At 66.0% G+C, this 16,120-nt stretch carries 16 protein-coding genes; 10 read left to right on the plus strand and 6 right to left on the minus strand.

What is annotated here, in order from left to right; genetic code table 11:
- Positions 1-297, plus strand: a 297-nt coding sequence (locus AB4Y79_RS09655) for an L-serine ammonia-lyase, iron-sulfur-dependent, subunit alpha (protein WP_441860788.1), incomplete at its 5' end; no start/stop codon positions are given.
- Between the two features lie 43 nt (positions 298-340).
- Here the strand turns inward: AB4Y79_RS09655 and AB4Y79_RS09660 are convergent.
- Positions 341-883: a TspO/MBR family protein gene (locus AB4Y79_RS09660; protein WP_441860791.1), complete on the minus strand. Its 543-nt coding sequence runs from the start codon at positions 881-883 to the stop codon at positions 341-343.
- A gap of 120 nt (positions 884-1,003) precedes the next feature.
- Between AB4Y79_RS09660 and AB4Y79_RS09665 the strand changes: the two genes are divergently transcribed.
- The 3 genes from AB4Y79_RS09665 (at position 1,004) to AB4Y79_RS09675 (ending at position 5,106) form a co-directional block, all read left to right on the plus strand.
- On the plus strand, positions 1,004-2,137 hold the full coding sequence (locus AB4Y79_RS09665; RefSeq protein WP_441860794.1) for a lipid II:glycine glycyltransferase FemX: 1,134 nt from the start codon (positions 1,004-1,006) through the stop codon (positions 2,135-2,137).
- 130 nt (positions 2,138-2,267) lie between these two features.
- Positions 2,268-3,584, plus strand: a complete 1,317-nt coding sequence (locus tag AB4Y79_RS09670) for a peptidoglycan bridge formation glycyltransferase FemA/FemB family protein (RefSeq protein WP_441860797.1) — start codon at positions 2,268-2,270, stop codon at positions 3,582-3,584.
- Between the two features lie 34 nt (positions 3,585-3,618).
- Complete coding sequence (locus AB4Y79_RS09675) at positions 3,619-5,106, plus strand: threonine/serine ThrE exporter family protein (RefSeq protein WP_441860800.1); 1,488 nt, start codon at positions 3,619-3,621, stop codon at positions 5,104-5,106.
- 8 nt (positions 5,107-5,114) lie between these two features.
- On the opposite strand, the gene AB4Y79_RS09680 is transcribed toward AB4Y79_RS09675, so the two are convergent.
- Both AB4Y79_RS09680 and AB4Y79_RS09685 read right to left on the minus strand, forming a co-directional pair.
- On the minus strand, positions 5,115-5,954 hold the full coding sequence (locus AB4Y79_RS09680; protein ID WP_441860803.1) for a siderophore-interacting protein: 840 nt from the start codon (positions 5,952-5,954) through the stop codon (positions 5,115-5,117).
- A 14-nt stretch (positions 5,955-5,968) separates the two neighbouring features.
- Positions 5,969-6,739 (minus strand): uracil-DNA glycosylase, encoded by a 771-nt coding sequence (locus AB4Y79_RS09685; RefSeq protein WP_441860806.1) that lies wholly within the window; start codon positions 6,737-6,739, stop codon positions 5,969-5,971.
- Positions 6,740-6,868: 129 nt separating this feature from the next.
- Here AB4Y79_RS09685 and AB4Y79_RS09690 point away from each other — a divergent pair, with 129 nt between their 5' ends.
- From AB4Y79_RS09690 to groL, 5 genes are all read left to right on the plus strand, one after another.
- Positions 6,869-7,198, plus strand: coding sequence for a DUF3263 domain-containing protein (locus AB4Y79_RS09690; RefSeq protein WP_441860808.1), 330 nt, complete (start codon positions 6,869-6,871; stop codon positions 7,196-7,198).
- A gap of 51 nt (positions 7,199-7,249) precedes the next feature.
- Positions 7,250-7,882: a LytR C-terminal domain-containing protein gene (locus AB4Y79_RS09695; RefSeq protein ID WP_441860811.1), complete on the plus strand. Its 633-nt coding sequence runs from the start codon at positions 7,250-7,252 to the stop codon at positions 7,880-7,882.
- A gap of 161 nt (positions 7,883-8,043) precedes the next feature.
- Complete coding sequence (locus AB4Y79_RS09700) at positions 8,044-8,250, plus strand: cold-shock protein (protein ID WP_441860814.1); 207 nt, start codon at positions 8,044-8,046, stop codon at positions 8,248-8,250.
- Complete coding sequence (locus AB4Y79_RS09705; protein ID WP_441860817.1) at positions 8,247-9,512, plus strand: ABC transporter substrate-binding protein; 1,266 nt, start codon at positions 8,247-8,249, stop codon at positions 9,510-9,512. The genes AB4Y79_RS09700 and AB4Y79_RS09705 overlap by 4 nt, the downstream gene beginning before the upstream one ends.
- Before the next feature lie 289 nt (positions 9,513-9,801).
- On the plus strand, positions 9,802-11,436 hold the full coding sequence (gene groL / locus AB4Y79_RS09710; protein ID WP_308932021.1) for a chaperonin GroEL: 1,635 nt from the start codon (positions 9,802-9,804) through the stop codon (positions 11,434-11,436).
- Between the two features lie 81 nt (positions 11,437-11,517).
- Here the strand turns inward: groL and AB4Y79_RS09715 are convergent, their stop codons facing one another.
- Entirely contained in the window at positions 11,518-12,828 is a 1,311-nt protein-coding gene (locus AB4Y79_RS09715; protein WP_441860820.1) for an ABC transporter substrate-binding protein, read from the minus strand.
- Between the two features lie 270 nt (positions 12,829-13,098).
- On the opposite strand from AB4Y79_RS09715, the gene AB4Y79_RS09720 reads away from it, so the two are divergent.
- Positions 13,099-14,211 carry an RNase H family protein gene (locus AB4Y79_RS09720; protein WP_441860823.1) on the plus strand — a complete coding sequence of 371 codons (1,113 nt, stop codon included), beginning with the start codon at positions 13,099-13,101 and terminating at the stop codon, positions 14,209-14,211.
- A gap of 4 nt (positions 14,212-14,215) precedes the next feature.
- Here the strand turns inward: AB4Y79_RS09720 and AB4Y79_RS09725 are convergent, their stop codons facing one another.
- On the minus strand, positions 14,216-14,503 hold the full coding sequence (locus AB4Y79_RS09725) for a WXG100 family type VII secretion target (protein WP_308932018.1): 288 nt from the start codon (positions 14,501-14,503) through the stop codon (positions 14,216-14,218).
- Positions 14,504-14,604: 101 nt separating this feature from the next.
- Positions 14,605-16,119: a sensor histidine kinase gene (locus AB4Y79_RS09730; RefSeq protein WP_441860826.1), complete on the minus strand. Its 1,515-nt coding sequence runs from the start codon at positions 16,117-16,119 to the stop codon at positions 14,605-14,607.
- Position 16,120: the final 1 nt, after the last annotated feature.

The raw sequence follows: 16,120 nt of genomic DNA on the forward strand, positions 1-16,120 counted from the left end.
GTGATGGGCGGGACCCCGGCGCAGGTGGAAAACGCCGCGGAAATCGCGATGGAACACAACCTGGGCCTGACGTGCGACCCGATCGGCGGGCTGGTCCAGGTCCCCTGCATCGAACGGAACGCGATCGCCGCCGCGAAAGCGATCAACGCAGCGAAAATGGCGCTCTGGGGCGACGGCACCCACCGCGTTTCCCTCGACGAAGTCATCATCACCATGCGCGAAACCGGCAAAGACATGTCCTCCAAATACAAAGAAACCGCCATGGGCGGCCTCGCCGTCAACGTCGTCGAATGCTGACCAACAGCGTCTCTTCCCGGGAGCGGGAACCGGCGCAAGCTCCCTAGTTGTGGACGGCAGCCCACCAGTTCAACGAAGCGGCAAACACCAGCCAGGAGATGTACGGCAGCAGGAGTAACCCGGCCGTTCGGCTGATGGGACCAAAATAGAGGACTGTCACCGTGACGGCGGCAATCAGGGCGAGGATGATGGCCATCCCGAGCCACAGTGCAGCGGTTCCCAAGGCAGGGTAGAGGGCAAAAAACGCCGGGGTCCAGGCAAGGTTGAGAAGCAGTTGGATCCCGTAGGCGGTGAGGGCGGCCCGGGTCCGTTCTGCCCGTTTGCGCCACACCAGCCAACCGGCAACAGCCATCGCCGCGTAAAGGATTCCCCAGACCGGGCCAAACACGCCATTGGGCGGGGACCACGGAGCCTTATCCGCCGTGGCGTACCACCCATTGACGTTGCTGGCCGAGGCGAGCCCGCCCAGCGCCGCCACCAGCAAGGACGCCACCAGGAACGCGGCAAGCCCGGCGATTTGAACCCCGGGACCGTAAGGCCGGCGGCTCTGCGCGGAAGTGGTGCCCTGTTCCCGGTCCGGCCTCATCCTCCAACCCTTGCCGAACCCGACCGGCCCCGTCAAGGCGCCGCTCCGTGGACAGTGGGCGCCATGCCGGGCATCGCCGGGAGAAGGCTGGAGTGGCTGAGGCTTTAGACTTGATGCTGCATGTCCGCACGCATCCAGACCCACCGAAACCGCGCACAAACCCGATTGGACACGGCCCCCTTGCGAGAATTCACCGCACGTTTTGCCACAGCCGAGGAAATTGAGAACTGGGACAAGCACGTCACGGCCAACCCCAACGGCGGCAACATGCTGCAGTCCGCCGCATACGCATCGGTCAAGAACGGAACCGGCTGGAAAGTCCGCTTCCTTGTCCTGGAAGCCCCGGGAAACTCCAGCTACAACCTGGTCCTTGAAAAGTCCTTTCCCGTCCTGGGACGGCTCTGGTACCTCATCAAGGGGCCCGACCTTGCCGCCGCCCCGGACCTGAAGGCTGCCCTCGAAGCCTGCGCGGCCTTTGTCCGCAGCCAGAGACTGAACGTCTTCACCATCAAGGTGGAACCGGACATCATCGACACCGCCGAGGCGCAGCAGGACCTCCAGGCAGCGGGCCTTCTGAAGGCCCCCAACATCCAGTCCAACGACTCCACGGCGCTGCTGGATATCTCCGGCAGCAGCGAGGAAGTGTTCAAGGCCATCTCCTCGCGCGCCCGCAACGCCATCCGGCGCGCCGAACGCGAGGGCTGCCAGGTGGTACGGCAGGAACAGGGCCCGGAAACCTACCGCGCCCTCTACGACCTCATGGCCGACACCGTCAACGCCAAAGGCTCCATGCCCCTGCGCAGCTACGACTACTACGCCCGGTTCTGGGACGAATTCTGCAACCGTGGCCAGGGAAACTTCTTCTTCGTCTACGAGGACGGAAAACCCAGCGTCGGAGCCTTCGTGATCAACTATGGTGCCAAGGCAACCTACAAGGACGGCGGCTCCTCCCAAAACCGCAAGCAGTACGGGGACTCACACCTGGTGCAGTGGGAAGCCATCCGCCGCATGCAGGAACTCGGCTGCACGGAATACGACTTCTGCGGCACCCCGCCGGCTGCCCGGATCAAGGACAAAACCCACAACCTCTACGGGATGGGCATGTTCAAGACCAGCTTCACCAAGACCGTCACCGACTTTGTGGGCTGCCACGACTACGTCCTGTCCCCGCTGCGCCACAAGATCTGGGTCAGCGGCGGCGAAAAGGTGCTTCGCCGGATTGAAACCGCCCGGACCGGGCAGCAGTTCTACTGACCGGCATCCCCGGGGGATGCAGCCCCTCGCAGCCCACGGCCGGACCATATGCCCCGTGCCGCCCGCCCCGAACACCGTCCGCCCAGCGCGTGCCCACCAGGCCGCGAAGAGTCCAGAAGAAGGTCACCCCTTGAATCCTGTTTCCGCCGCTACCGGACTTGAATACGCAATCCTCAGCGACGCCGAATTTGAGGCCTTCGCCGTCAAGCACCCGCAGAACAGCTTCCTGCAGTCCATCGACTTTGCCCGTTTCCAGCGCGCCCGCGGCCAGCAGGTGGAACTTTTCGGAGTCCGGCGCAGCGGCGAACTCGTCGCCGCCGGAAAACTCAACTACTCCACCACCAGGCTTGGCTACACCATCTGCGAATGCGCCAAGGGCCCCCTCATGGACTACGAGGACCGCAACCTGGTGAGCGGCGTCGTCGAACTTCTCCGCAAACAGGCCGCGAGCCGCAAAGCCGCTGAACTGCGGATCTCGCCGAACATCAGGTACATCGCCCGGGACGCCGACGGCGCCGAGCACCCCGACATCGAGGACAACCGGCCGCTCGTGGCGGACCTGGAACGCCTCGGGTTCCGGCACCAGGGCCTGGACATGAACTTCGTCAACGTGAACTGGATGTTCATCAAGAGCCTGGTGGGAATCCAGGACGCCGAAGAACTCATCATGGGCACCGGCTACCGGACCCGGAAGGCCATCCGCAAGGCCGAAAAGAACGGCGTCTTCCTGGAACAGGCGACGCTGGAAACCCTCGACGACTTCTACGGGGCGTTGAGCCGGGCCGGTGACGAAAAGGGATTCACCTACCGTGAGCGCGCCTACTACGAGCACCTGCTCCGGACCACCTCGGCCGAGTTCACCAAGCTCATGATGGCCAAGATCGACCTCCCGGCCTACCGGAAATCCATCACCGAACGCCTGGCCGCGGAGTCGGCCGCCGCCGCGGAGCTCAGGCGTGAAGTGGAGGAGACCGGAAGCAAGAAGAAGGCCAACCGGCTCAAGGTGGTCCAGGACCTCGTGGACAGCTACGAGCGGAGCCTCAAGGACATCGAGAGGTTCCCGGATTCCGTAGGGACCGCCACCGTGGCCGCCATCCACTTCGTCTGCTACGGCGATGAGGTGGTGTGCGTCATCGGTGGCACCGTCCAGGATTACATCTACTTCAACGGCGCAACCTCACTGTACTGGGGCATGATGCTGCACGCCCTGGAGAAGGAGTACCCGCGGTACAACTTCTACGGCACGTTCGGCATCTCCGGGCAGGATGATGAAGGCCACGGCGGCTACGAATTCAAGAAGGGGTTCGGCGGTGAAGTGGTCCAGCTGGTTGGCGACTTCACCATGCCGGTGCGGCCTGCCGTCTTCCACGCCAACCGGCTGGCGAGATCGGCGGCCGCCGCAGCCCGCACATTGCTTGGCAAGCTGCCGTTGAAGCGCGCAGCCTGACCGTCCATACACCGCGCACAGGGAGGTACCGGGCATGACTGACCGGCACGAACGGCCCGGGTCCAGGCCGAAGACTGACGGCCTGCCCAAGACTGAGCCGCTGACTCCTGCCCAGCTGCGGCAGGACGCAGCCGCCAGGAGGATGCTGCGCCGCCTGGTGCAGGGCGAGAACCCGCCCACCGCCCCGTTGAGCATCGTGGACCGGCTGGCCGGCAGCCCTTACGCCAACCCCACCATCCAGGTGGGCGGTGTTGATACGTCCGCGCGCAAGACCCTGGACTTTGCCCTCCATCTGGCAGAGACCATGTTCCGCTACGGAGCAGGCGCCCTGGAGGTGGAAACCAGCATCATCGCCGTAACCGCCGCCTTGGGCCTGAAGAACATCGAGGTGGACATCACCAACCAGTCCGTGGGCATCAACTACGCTCCCAAGGACCAGACGCCTATCGCCCTGCTCCGCGTGGTGCGCTCGTGGACCAACAACTACGCGGGCCTGGCCAAAGTGCACCAGCTGGTCACGGACATCGTGGCCGGGGGCGTGGGCCGCGACGAAGCGATCCGCCGGCTCAACGAGGCAATCACCAGCCCCAAGCCATATCCCCGCTGGATGGTCACGGTGGCGTTCGGCATCTTCGCCGCCGTGTTTGTCGGTGTGCTGGGCGGCGGTCCCGTGTCCTCGGCAGTTGCGTTCGTGGCCAATATCGGGGTCAGCCTGCTGGCCCGGCAGCTGGGGCGCTGGCGGGTTCCGGACTTCTTCACCACCGCCAGCTGCTCCTTCGTGGTCACCATGCTGGCGCTGCTGCTCTGGCAGTTCGGTCTCACCGCGTCGCCGTCCATCGTGGTGGTGGGCGGCATCCTGCTCCTGCTGCCCACCGGTCGGCTGGTCTCCTCCGTACAGGACGCCATCAACGGCTTCCCGGTCACTGCCGCGGGCCGGTTCCTGTCCACCCTGCTGACCTTCGGTGCGATTGTGGCCGGCATTGCCGTGGCCTTCGTGGTGGGGGAGTTGACCGGGTTGCAGCGGATCGACGTCACGCAGACCTTCCCGCCCGCCTACGATCTGTGGGTCCTCATCCTGTTCGTGGCCGCCGCGGTGATGGCCATCGGCATCACCGAGCAAACCACCTGGCAGCTCCTGCTGCCAACCGCAGGGGTGGGTGTGGCAGGCTACCTGGTGCTGTTGGGCGGCGGACTGCTGGGAATCGGCGACCGTTTCGCGCCCGCACTGGCGGCTGTTGTCATCGGCCTGCTGGCCCGGGTGGTGGCTTTGCGGATGGGCGCGCCGCAGCTTGTGGTCGCAGTGCCGGCGGCGCTGATCCTGCTGCCCGGCCTCACCATTTTCAGGTCCATGTATGTGCTCACCGTGGAGGAATCGGAAATCCTGAATGGGGCAGGCGGCATGCTCAGCGCCGGCGCCATTGTGCTGGGAACCGCCGGCGGAATCGTCCTGGGCGACGTACTGGCCCGGCCGTTGACCCGCAGCCTGGCCAGCAACGAGCGGCGCCGCGCCAGGCGACGTTAGCGGCCCAACTAGATTTGGCCCACCGGGAGTTTCTTCTCGGCCTGGAACACGTCCTCCACCCGGCCCTGGGCCCAGTACCCGGACAACGACACCTGCCGGCGCTCCAGGCCGCGCTGTTTGAACAAGACCTCCCGCAGGGACTTCATGTAGCCCCGTTCGCCGTGTGCAAAGACGTCCACGGTGCCGCCGGGCCATTCCGCGCCGGCCACGGCATCGACCAGCAACGTACTGGAGCCTGCGGGGACGTCGCCGCGGACCAACCAGCGGACATCCAGCCCGGCCGGAGCGTTCAGGGGCTGGACGTCGGCCTCTGACTCGACTTCCAGGAAGGCCAGCCCCACCGCGCCGGCAGGAAGCGCTTCGATGCACGCGGCGATGGCGGGCAGGGCCGCTTCATCGCCGGCAAAGAGGTACCAGTCCGCATCCGGGTTGGGGTTGTACGCTCCGCCGGGGCCAGTGAACGTGAGCACCTCACCTGGCTGCGCGTTGGCCGCCCACGGACCAGCCAGGCCTTCGTCGCCATGGACCACGAAGTCGATGGCCAGCTCCCGGGCTTCCTGATCCACCCAGCGCAGGGTATAGGTACGCGTGAACGGCCACTGCTCCCGCGGCATGGTTTCCCGGACTTCCCACAAATCCAAGGGCGACGGGTACTCAACCCCCGGCTGGGGGAAGACGATCTTCACGTACCGGTCCACGAAACCATTGTTGACGAAGTCGTCGAAGCCGTCTCCACCCGCCACGATCCGGACCATGTGCGGGCTCAGTTGCTCCTTGCGCAGCACGGTCAGGTTGACCTGTGGGCGGCTCTTCTTGGTTGCGCTGGTGGCGGCAGGGACAGTGCTCATAAGGCAAGCCTAAGCTAGGCCGACGGCGGGAGGTCCCAGGTTACGTCCCGCGCACCTTGTTCCCGGAGCAGTTGGTTCACGCGGCTGAACGGCTTGGAGCCAAAGAAGCCGCGGGAGGCGGACAGCGGGCTGGGATGGGGACTGCACACGGCCGGTGCGCCGGCCAGGAGCGGCCGGACGTTCTCCGCCTCCTTGCCCCACAGCACGGCCACCAGGGGCAGCCTGGAGCCGTCCGCGGTGCGGCGGCCGGCCACTGCGGTGACTGCCGCCGTCGTAATGTCTTCCCAGCCCTTGCCCCGGTGGGAGCCTGCGGACCCTGCCCTGACCGTGAGTACCCGGTTCAGGAGCAGGACGCCCTGTTCTGTCCAGGCTGACAGGTCGCCGTGGACGCGCGGCGGAATGCCGAGGTCCGATTCGAGTTCCCGGTAGATGTTCACCAGGCTGCGGGGGAGCGGCCGCGTGCGCGCGTCCACGGAAAAGGAGAGCCCGACGGCGTGCCCCGGGGTGGGGTACGGGTCCTGCCCCACGATGAGGACTTTCACATCGGCGAGCGGCTGGCGGAACGCGCGCAGGACGTTCGACGGCGGCGGCAGGATTTGGTGCCCGGCCGCTTCTTCGCCGGCCAGGAAAGCCAGCACCGACCGCAGCCTGCCGTCCACGCCCTGCAGCGCCGACGCCCAGTCCGGAGCCATGAGTTCCGCCAAGGGCAGCTGGGCCAGGTCGCTGAAGCGGGTGGTGTCCGCCGGGTCCTGCGGCAGGTCGAACAACGCCTCCGATTCAAACATCGTTCCATTCTTGCAGGAGGCGACTTCCGGCCGGGCAGGCGTGTCGACGGCCGGCTCGAATGACACTCCTGTTATTCGGCCGGTAGCATGGGGGTAAGACATTTACCGTAACCAGCGAAGGAGTGTGCCGTGGCGGAACCGGCCCGGGAACACCTGCCCGAGCAGGACCAACGGAAGCCCCTGCTGGTGGATTTCACGCTCCGTGATTCCCCGCTCACCGAGCGGGAACAGCAGATGCTGGCACTGGAACGGCAGTGGTGGAAGTACGCCGGGGCGAAGGAACAGGCCATCCGGGAGCTGTTCGACCTCTCGGCAACCCACTACTACCAGCTCCTCAACGCATTGATCGATCGCGAGGATGCCCTGGCCCACGATCCCATGCTGGTCAAGAGATTGCGTAGACTACGTACGACGCGCCACCGTGCACGCACCGCCCGCCGCCTGGGATCCGACGCTTAACACGACCCGGGCCGGGACCCTGGCAGCAATCAACAAGGATGTCCTTCCACCATGACCAAATACGCCCGCGATGAATTCGACAAGGTCCCCGAGGCCGCGTCGCGACAAGGTGTCCACCGGACGGCCTCGGCGCCGTCCCGGGTGCGGCTGTGGCCCATCCTCGCCGTGGGCGTGGCGGCACTGGCCATCGGCCTGGTGTCCTTCCTGATCCTTCCCAAGCTCGGCTTCAACGCCACGGCCACCGAGGCATCTGCCAGCGTGGAATCCACCGCATTGGCCGGGACCGGATCCACCAGTTCCGCCACGCAGGAAGCCGCGCCTTCCGCCAGCCCGGAACCGTCGGCCACCGCCGAAACGTCCCGCAGCAGCAATCCCGAGCCCGCAGCTTCCCCCAGCCAGCAGGCCGTCGTCGACCGCACGCAGGCAGTGGCCGTCTACAACGCGGCGGGTACCGCGGGACTGGCCAGCCGGGTGGGCGGGATAGTCCAGGCTGACGGCTGGCGGCTCGGACCGGTAGGCAACTGGTCAGGCGCATCGCAGAAATCGTCCGTGATCTATTACGCCGGTCCCCAGCAGTTGGCCAGCGCCCAGGAGCTCGCGGCACTGCTGAACATCCCCACCGTCGCCAGCAGCACCGAGTTCCAGGTGCCGCTCGTGGTGGTACTGGGCCCGGGATACCGGTAACCGGGCGGACTCAGTTACGCCTGCATAACGTTCGCCGCTCCGGGCCTGCCGCTGCCTTCGACGCGTGGCGGCCGTTGGCTAGAGTGAGTCCAGGCCACGGCCCGCCGGGCAGCACGCACAGCACCGGCCCATCCGGCCGCAACGGAAAAGAGTTGGTCACCATGGCACTGGGAACCGTCAAATGGTTCAACGCTGAAAAAGGCTACGGTTTCATCACTGTTGACGGCTCCAGTGATGACATCTTTGTCCATTGGTCTGCGATCCAGGGCGAAGGCTACCGGGCACTTGAGGAAGGCCAGCGGGTGCAGCTGGAGATCGGCGAAGGCGAAAAGGGCCCGCAGGCAGAAAACGTCCGGCCTGCGCAGTGACGCCGATCAACCGTCCTGCCGTCCGCGCCGCCCTGGCCGTCTCCCTGGCAGCCGTACTCGGCACCACAGCATGTTCCGGGACGGGCGGAAACGCCCGGCTGGAATCCGCCGAGGCATCCGGCGACGGCATCCTCCGGGTGGGTCTCATACTGGACAACACCGGTGACAGTGCTTTCCTCAATGCGCCCCAGCTCGCCGCCGCCAAGCTGGCCGTCCAGGACATCAACGCTGCAGGCGGCCACAAGGGCCGGCCCGTCGAACTGCTGCCTGTACATCCGGATCAGGAAACAGCCGGGCAGGCAAATGCCCTGTTAACCGCCAAGGCGGACGTGGTCATCGGACCCACCGACTCCAGCCACGCGGCGGCCGCCGTCGACATTCTCTCCCACGCACGGACGCCACTGATCTCACCGGCCAACACTGCCGCCGGCCTGACCGGAATGGCCAGCGGCGGCTACTACTTCCGCACCGCGGCCGCCGACGTCGCCCAGGGGCCGGTCCTGGCCAAACTTGCCAAGGACGCCGGCGCCGCCAGCATCAGCGTGCTGTACCAGGAAAGTTCCTACGGCAAGGACCTGCAGGCCGCCGTCACGGAAGCGGCCAAACAGTCCGGACTCACCGTCCTTCCCGGGGCCGGCTTCAGAACGGGGGGCGCCGGCACTGCCGCAAGCTCCGTCGCCAAAGCCAAGCCGGACGCCGTCGTCCTGATAGCCCGCGAGGGCGTCCAGAGCGCGTTGGCCGAGCTGAACAAGGCCGGCCTCAGCGGTTCGCGCATCATCATGAGCGACGGCGCCTTCGCCCGCTACGGGTCCGGGCTGGGTTCCAAGGCCCTGGACGGCGCCCGCGCCGTCGTCCCCGGGCAGTTGCCGTCCGCCGCTTTCCAGGCAAAACTCCTGGCGGTGGACCCTTCCCTGAAGGATGTCTCCTACGCTGCCGAAACCTATGACGCCGTCACACTGGCGGCGCTGGCAGCGGCCCGCGCCCAGGATGACGCCGGCCGCTCGATCGCCGCCAACCTGATCCCGGTATCCGGCGGGACGGCGGCACCCGGCTCCGGATCGGCCGCCGCGCCGTGCCTGACCTACAAGGCGTGCCTGGGCGGCCTGGCTGCCGGCCCCGACATCAATTACGACGGCGAGTCGGGCCCCATTGCCTTCGACGCCAACGGGGACATCACCACGGCTGACTTCTCCGTGTTCACCTACGGAGCTGACAACAACCCCACTCCCAGCGGGCGGGAGACCGCCGGACATTCGGGCTGATCGCCCTGGGCGAAGCCACCCCCGCCAGCTGCCCGTCCGGCGACTTTTCGCTTGCACTCTCACCGGGGGAGTGCTAATTATTGAGTTAGCACTCTGACGTACCGACTGCTAAGCAACGCCCGGTTCCGGCCGGCGGCGCAGAGCATCGGTCGAGGAGCGAAAGAAACACCTCACTTCAGTGAGATCCCCAGCCGGAGGCATACAGAGGCCGCTGTCGAAGGATCGTCCGTCGCGGGCACTGCAGCGAAGGTTCATTCTTAACGACTGTCCCGAAAGGACTACTGCCGTTATGGCCAAGATCATTGCATTTGATGAAGAGGCACGCCGCGGCCTTGAGCGTGGCCTGAACACCCTCGCCGACGCCGTTAAGGTCACCCTCGGCCCGCGTGGACGCAACGTCGTCCTCGAAAAGAAGTGGGGCGCCCCCACGATCACCAACGATGGTGTTTCCATCGCCAAGGAGATCGAGCTGGACGATCCCTACGAGAAGATCGGCGCCGAGCTGGTCAAGGAAGTTGCCAAGAAGACTGACGACGTCGCCGGCGACGGTACCACCACCGCAACCGTGCTGGCCCAGGCGCTGGTCAAGGAAGGCCTGCGCAACGTTGCCGCCGGCGCCGACCCGCTGTCCCTCAAGCGCGGCATCGAGAAGGCCGTCGAGGCCGTCACCCGCGAACTCCTGGCTTCCGCCAAGGAAATCGAAACCAAGGAAGAGATTGCGGCCACGGCCTCCATCTCCGCCGGTGACGACGAAATTGGTGCCCTCATCGCCGAAGCCCTGGACAAGGTTGGCAAGGAAGGCGTCATCACGGTCGAGGAGTCCAACACCTTCGGCCTGGAGCTTGAGCTCACCGAAGGCATGCGCTTCGACAAGGGCTACATCTCCGCCTACTTCGTCACGGACGCCGAGCGCCAGGAAACGGTCCTTGAAGACCCGTACATCCTGATCGTCAACTCGAAGATCTCCAACGTCAAGGAACTGGTTGCTGTCCTCGAAAAGGTCATGCAGTCCAACAAGCCGCTGCTGATCATCGCCGAAGACATCGAGGGCGAGGCCCTGGCCACCCTGATCGTCAACAAGATCCGCGGCACCTTCAAGTCCGTTGCCGTCAAGGCTCCGGGCTTCGGTGACCGCCGCAAGGCACAGTTGGCAGACATCGCCGTCCTCACAGGCGGCCAGGTCATCTCCGAGGAAGTCGGCCTCAAGCTCGAGACCGCAGGCCTCGAACTGCTGGGCCAGGCCCGCAAGGTTGTTGTCACCAAGGACGAGACCACCATCGTCGAAGGTGCCGGCGACGCCGACCAGATCGCCGGCCGCGTATCCCAGATCCGCGCCGAGATCGAGAACTCGGACTCCGACTACGACCGCGAGAAGCTGCAGGAACGCCTGGCCAAGCTGGCCGGCGGCGTTGCAGTCATCAAGGCCGGTGCCGCCACCGAGGTTGAGCTCAAGGAACGCAAGCACCGCATCGAGGACGCCGTCCGCAACGCCAAGGCTGCGGTTGAAGAAGGCATCGTCGCCGGTGGCGGCGTAGCCCTGATCCAGGCCGGTGCCAAAGCATTCGCCAACCTGCAGCTGTCCGGCGACGAAGCAACGGGCGCCAACATCGTCCGCGTTGCCATCGACGCTCCGCTGAAGCAGATCGCCTTCAACGCCGGCCTCGAGCCCGGCGTGGTTGTCGACAAGGTCCGCGGCCTGCCCGCAGGCCACGGCCTGAACGCAGCCACCGGCGAGTACGTCGACCTGCTGGCTGCCGGCGTCAACGACCCGGTCAAGGTGACCCGCTCTGCCCTGCAGAACGCGGCCTCCATCGCCGGCCTGTTCCTCACCACCGAAGCAGTTGTGGCAGACAAGCCCGAGAAGTCTTCTGCCCCTGCCGGTGGAGACGACATGGGCGGCATGGGTGGCATGGGCGGCTTCTAAGCCCCTCTGCCGGGACCTGTCCCGCTGACGTGAAATGCGGCCCCTTCCTTCGCGAGGGGGCCGCATTTTTTTGTCCGGGGGTTACTTCCTGGCGGAAGCCAGCATCCCTTCGACTTCCTTCTTGAAGGCGTCGGCGGCAGCCTGCGGTGTCAGGCGGTCGTACAGCACCTCGTCCGTGTAGCGCTTGATGACGTTCTGGACGCTTCCCGCACCCACCGGTGGAACCGGCGGCGCGCCCTTGATGTCCGGCGCTATGTCCTTGAGGAAGCCCACCACCGTGGTGTCCGCAGGCTTCAGCGCGGGAGTGATGGCGGAGACGATCCCGGCGTTGGTGGGCACGCCCCGGTCCGTCATCAGGATGCCGCCCGCCTCCGGGCTGTTGGTGAGGTAGTCGATGAATTCGGCGGCCTGTTGCGGGTGCTTGGAGCGGGACGAAGCGGACCAGAACATCGTGGGCTTGTAGTACATGCCGTTACCGGCTGATGCGCCGCTGATGCTGGGGGCCCGCAGCATCTTGATGTTGCTGCCCGTGGTGGACTCCAGCGAACCGAGCTGGTTGGTCCACCACCAGGCCATGGCCACCCGGTTGGTACCGAACAGGCTTTCCTCCAACCCTGCCCCCGCGTCCTCGGTGGCAACTGTGGCAGGCGGGCTGGCCTTTGAATCGCGTTGGTCTTTAAGCCGTTCCCAGAAGGAAGCGGCGGTCGCGGTCCCGAACCCGAGCGCGCCGTCACCCGTGTACAGGTCTTCTCCGTGCTGGCGCAGCCAGATAATCAGGTCCGCTTCGTTGCTGCCGTAGGCGGCGCCGTAACTCTTCCCGTCGCCCGCGGCGCTGATCTTCGCCGCGGTGTCGGCGAAATCCTTCCAGGTCCACGTCTTGTCGTCCGGAACCGGTACGCCTGCTGCCTCGAACACCTTGGTGTTGGCCATGATGACGTAGGCATTCTGGCCGGTGCTGAGACCGTATTGGGCACCGTCGTACTGGCCGGAGGCCAGGGCCTCCTTGTCCAGCTTCGAGGTGTCGATGCCGCTTTGTTTGGACAGGTCCATGAGGGCGCCGCGGCCGCCATACTCGGCGATGTACTTCTGGTCCATCTGGATGACGTCCGGCGCATCATTGGCAGCTGTCTTCGTTGCCAGTTTGTCCCAATAGCTGGCCCATTCGCCCGGCTCGGCCTTGATTTTGATATTCGGGTGCGACGCTTCAAAGGCGGCAATGACCTTCTGGGTCTGTGCGTTCAGGTACTCGTTGCCCCACCACGCGAACCGCAGGGTCACCGGGCCGTTGTCTCCCGAGCCGCCGGGGGTGCCGCAGCCCGTGGCCAGCAGGGAGAAGGCCAACGCAGCAGCACCGAGCTGGAAACTGCGCCGGCTTAAGACTGGACTCGTCATTGATGTTCCTTCCGAATTGGGAACCGCTGGGTCGCTCCCACTTCATTGCGGGAACCTGAACCAGTGGGAAAGCGTTTTCTCACGTTGATTCTGCGATAGTTTCGCGACTGGAAGGCGGGAGTCAAGAGTTTCGGTAAACGTTTTCCGAGATGCTGTTCCTAACCCGGGGACCACCTCGTCCGCTGTGGGGCGCAACGAACGGTGGACAGCTGCACGTGCCGTGCCGCGGGGGCGGCAGCCATTGTCGTTGGCTTCTGGCAGGATGGACCGGTGACGATTACTGCAGCGGCTGACGGTTCGGCCTTGGGAAACCCGGGTCCGGCGGGCTGGGCCTGGTACGTGGATGACAATTGTTGGCGGGCTGGCGGCTGGCCTCACGGGACCAATAACCAGGGGGAGCTGATGGCTGTCCTGGACCTCCTGCGGGCCACCGCGCATCTTCCGGAGGAAGACTTGCGCATCCTCTGCGACAGCCAATACGTCATCAATTCAATTACCAAATGGATGCCCGGATGGAAGCGAAAGGGATGGCGCAAAGCCGATGGGAAGCCCGTCCTGAACGTTGAACTGCTGAAGGAACTGGACCGCGAACTGGCAGGCCGGACGTATACCTTCGAATGGGTCAAGGGCCATGCCGGCCACAGCCTGAACGAGGCCGCCGATGAACGCGCCCGGGCCGCGGCAACGGCCTACCAGCAAGGCGTGGCCGCACGGTCGGGGCCAGGGTTCCCGGGGGCCCACCACCCGGGCGCGTCCGGGCGGAGCTTTGAGGCGCAGCAGCAGTCCGGCGCCGGCCTCCAGGCCGCCACCCTCGACATCCCCGCCCCGGACCGTTCATCTGCAGCCGCCGGCCGTTCAGCTGCAGATTCCGCCCGTTCGGAGACGCGCCCGGCAGCGGCCGGTCCAAGAGTCCCGGCAGCGGGAGCCGGCAAGCCGAAGGTGATGCCCGAACCGGTATCGGCCTATGACGAACTTGACCTGTTCAGTGAACTGGATACCGAAGCCCAGGAGGTTGCCGAGGCAGCGCAGCAGGCCGGGGCGGTCGCGCCCGAAGCCCTGGTGGAGCAACTCGAACGCGAACTGCTGGGCCCCCTGGTACGCGGCGACATTGGCCGGACCGCCGTCCTCCTCCACCCGGACTTCATGGAAATCGGCAGCTCGGGACGGATGTGGACCCGGGACGCCATGATGATGGCCCTCGAAGAGGATCCCGGTGAGCGGACCGACATCGAGGTTCTGGGCGCTGAACGCATCGGCGCCAACGCCGTCCTGCTGACATACCGGAACTTCGCCCGTTCCGGTACCACGCTGCGAAGCTCGTTATGGGTCCTTGACGGCGAACGGTGGCGGCTGCGGTTCCATCAAGGAACCCCCGAAGCCTGACCTGTCAGCTGAACCGCTGCGCGTTGCCCTGTTCTGCCTGCGCATACGTGGCCGCTGCGGAGGCCAGGGCCGTGTTGATGGAGGCCAGCGACGCCTCCACCCGGCCCTGGGTGATGGTCCATTCGGTGACGAGCGCCTGGAAGTTGGTGGCTGCGGAGCCGCGCCACGAACCCTGCAGCTCATCGAGGCCGCGCTTCATGGCCTGCACGTCGGAACTGATCCTGTCCACGGTGGCCTGCACGTTGGCGGATTTCAGCTGCAGTAGCTCGGTGTCGACGGAAATGATGCTCATGGCTATGCCTTTCGGTACGGCGGAGACGCCTCCGGCCCGGCGGTTCCGGGCTGCTGACACGAGCCTAGGAAGCCGCTCACGGTAGAGCCATGGCCTGAGGCCTATATGTGGATAACCGATCCGCCGCTGCCCGCGGCACGCTGGCCGGCACCGTCGTCCGCCGCTTCCTCTCCATCCGCCGTGTCAGTTGCGGGGCCTTCGTCGCGGTGCGGCAGGCTGACCACCAGCGTGGCCCCGCCGCCGTCGGTCTTCTCCACCCGCACCGAACCGCCGTGCGAACCAACGATGGCCGCCACGATGGCCAGGCCCAGGCCGCTGCCGCCCGTCTCCCGGGTCCGGGAGGTATCGGCACGGTAGAAGCGTTCGAAGACCTTGCCTGCGTCCTCTTCCGAAATGCCCGGGCCGTGGTCCCGTACCTCGATGATGGAGCGCGCCTCACCGTCCGTGCTGCGGACTCCCACCGCCAGTTCGATGGGGCTGCCCTCCGGGGTGTACCGCAACGCATTGCCCACGAGGTTGCCCACCACCTGGCGCAGCTTGGCCTCGTCGCCGAGAACCGGGGCAGGCCTGGCCGGGCCGCCGTCGAGGCCTGCCAGCGAGATGCTCCTGGAACGGTCGCTGGCTTGGGTGTCCACCATGGCGTCGTGGGCGATCAGCTGCAGGTCCACGGGCTTTTGCTGCAGCGGACGCTGCTCGTCCAGCCGGGCCAGCAGGAGCAGGTCCTCAACCATGGAACCCATGCGTTTGGCTTCGCTTTCGATCCGGCCCATGGCGGTGGCCACGTCCTCGTCCGTGGACAGGGCGCCGTGGCGGTAAAGCTCGGAGAAGCCGCGGATGGTCACCAGGGGTGTGCGCAGTTCGTGGGAGGCATCGGCGGCGAAGCGACGCATCCTGGCCTCCGACGCGGTCCGGGCCGCAAAGGCCGTCTCAATGTGTGCCAGCATGGCATTGAGCGAGCTGCTCAGCCGGCCCAGCTCGGTGGCCGGGTTCTCCACCTCAACACGCCGGGAGAGGTCCCCGGCGGCGATGGCGGCTGCCGTCTTCTCCACCCTGGCAAGCGGCCGGAAGGATCGGGACACTGTCCAGCTCGCGATGAGGGAGGCCAGCAGCAGCGTTAACAGGCCCACCCCGGTGACCACCAGGGTGGCGTGCTTGAGGACGTCGTCGACGCTCGCCAGGGGAAGGCCGATAACCACCACGGCAGTCGTTTGGCCGTTTTGGACGGTCACCGCCACCACCCGCCAGCTTTCGCCGTCCGTGCCGCGGACCTGGAACGGGGCAAGGTCCCGGGCCTGGGCCTGGTCCACGGTGATGGCACTGATGTCCGGGTGGTCGTCGGGGTCGCCGCCGAACGTGTACGGCTGCTCGCCCGGGGCGAACAGCATCAGCGAATAGTCGGTGGGAATGGGACTGGGCGCCTGCAACTGGGTGAACGAGCGCTGTTTCCGGGCAGAGTCGACGGCGGCGTTCAGTTTGTCGTCCACCTGCCCCTGGAGGTAGCTGTGCAGCAAGGTGAGGGTGACAGCTCCGGTCACCGTCAGGGCCACAATCAGCAGGGCCATGATCATGGCCACCAGCTGCGACCTGAGTGAGGCCGACTTCCACCGCTTCAGCAAG

Origin of the sequence: Pseudarthrobacter sp. YAF2 (assembly GCF_052113345.1) — a bacterium.
GTDB lineage: Bacteria > Actinomycetota > Actinomycetes > Actinomycetales > Micrococcaceae > Arthrobacter.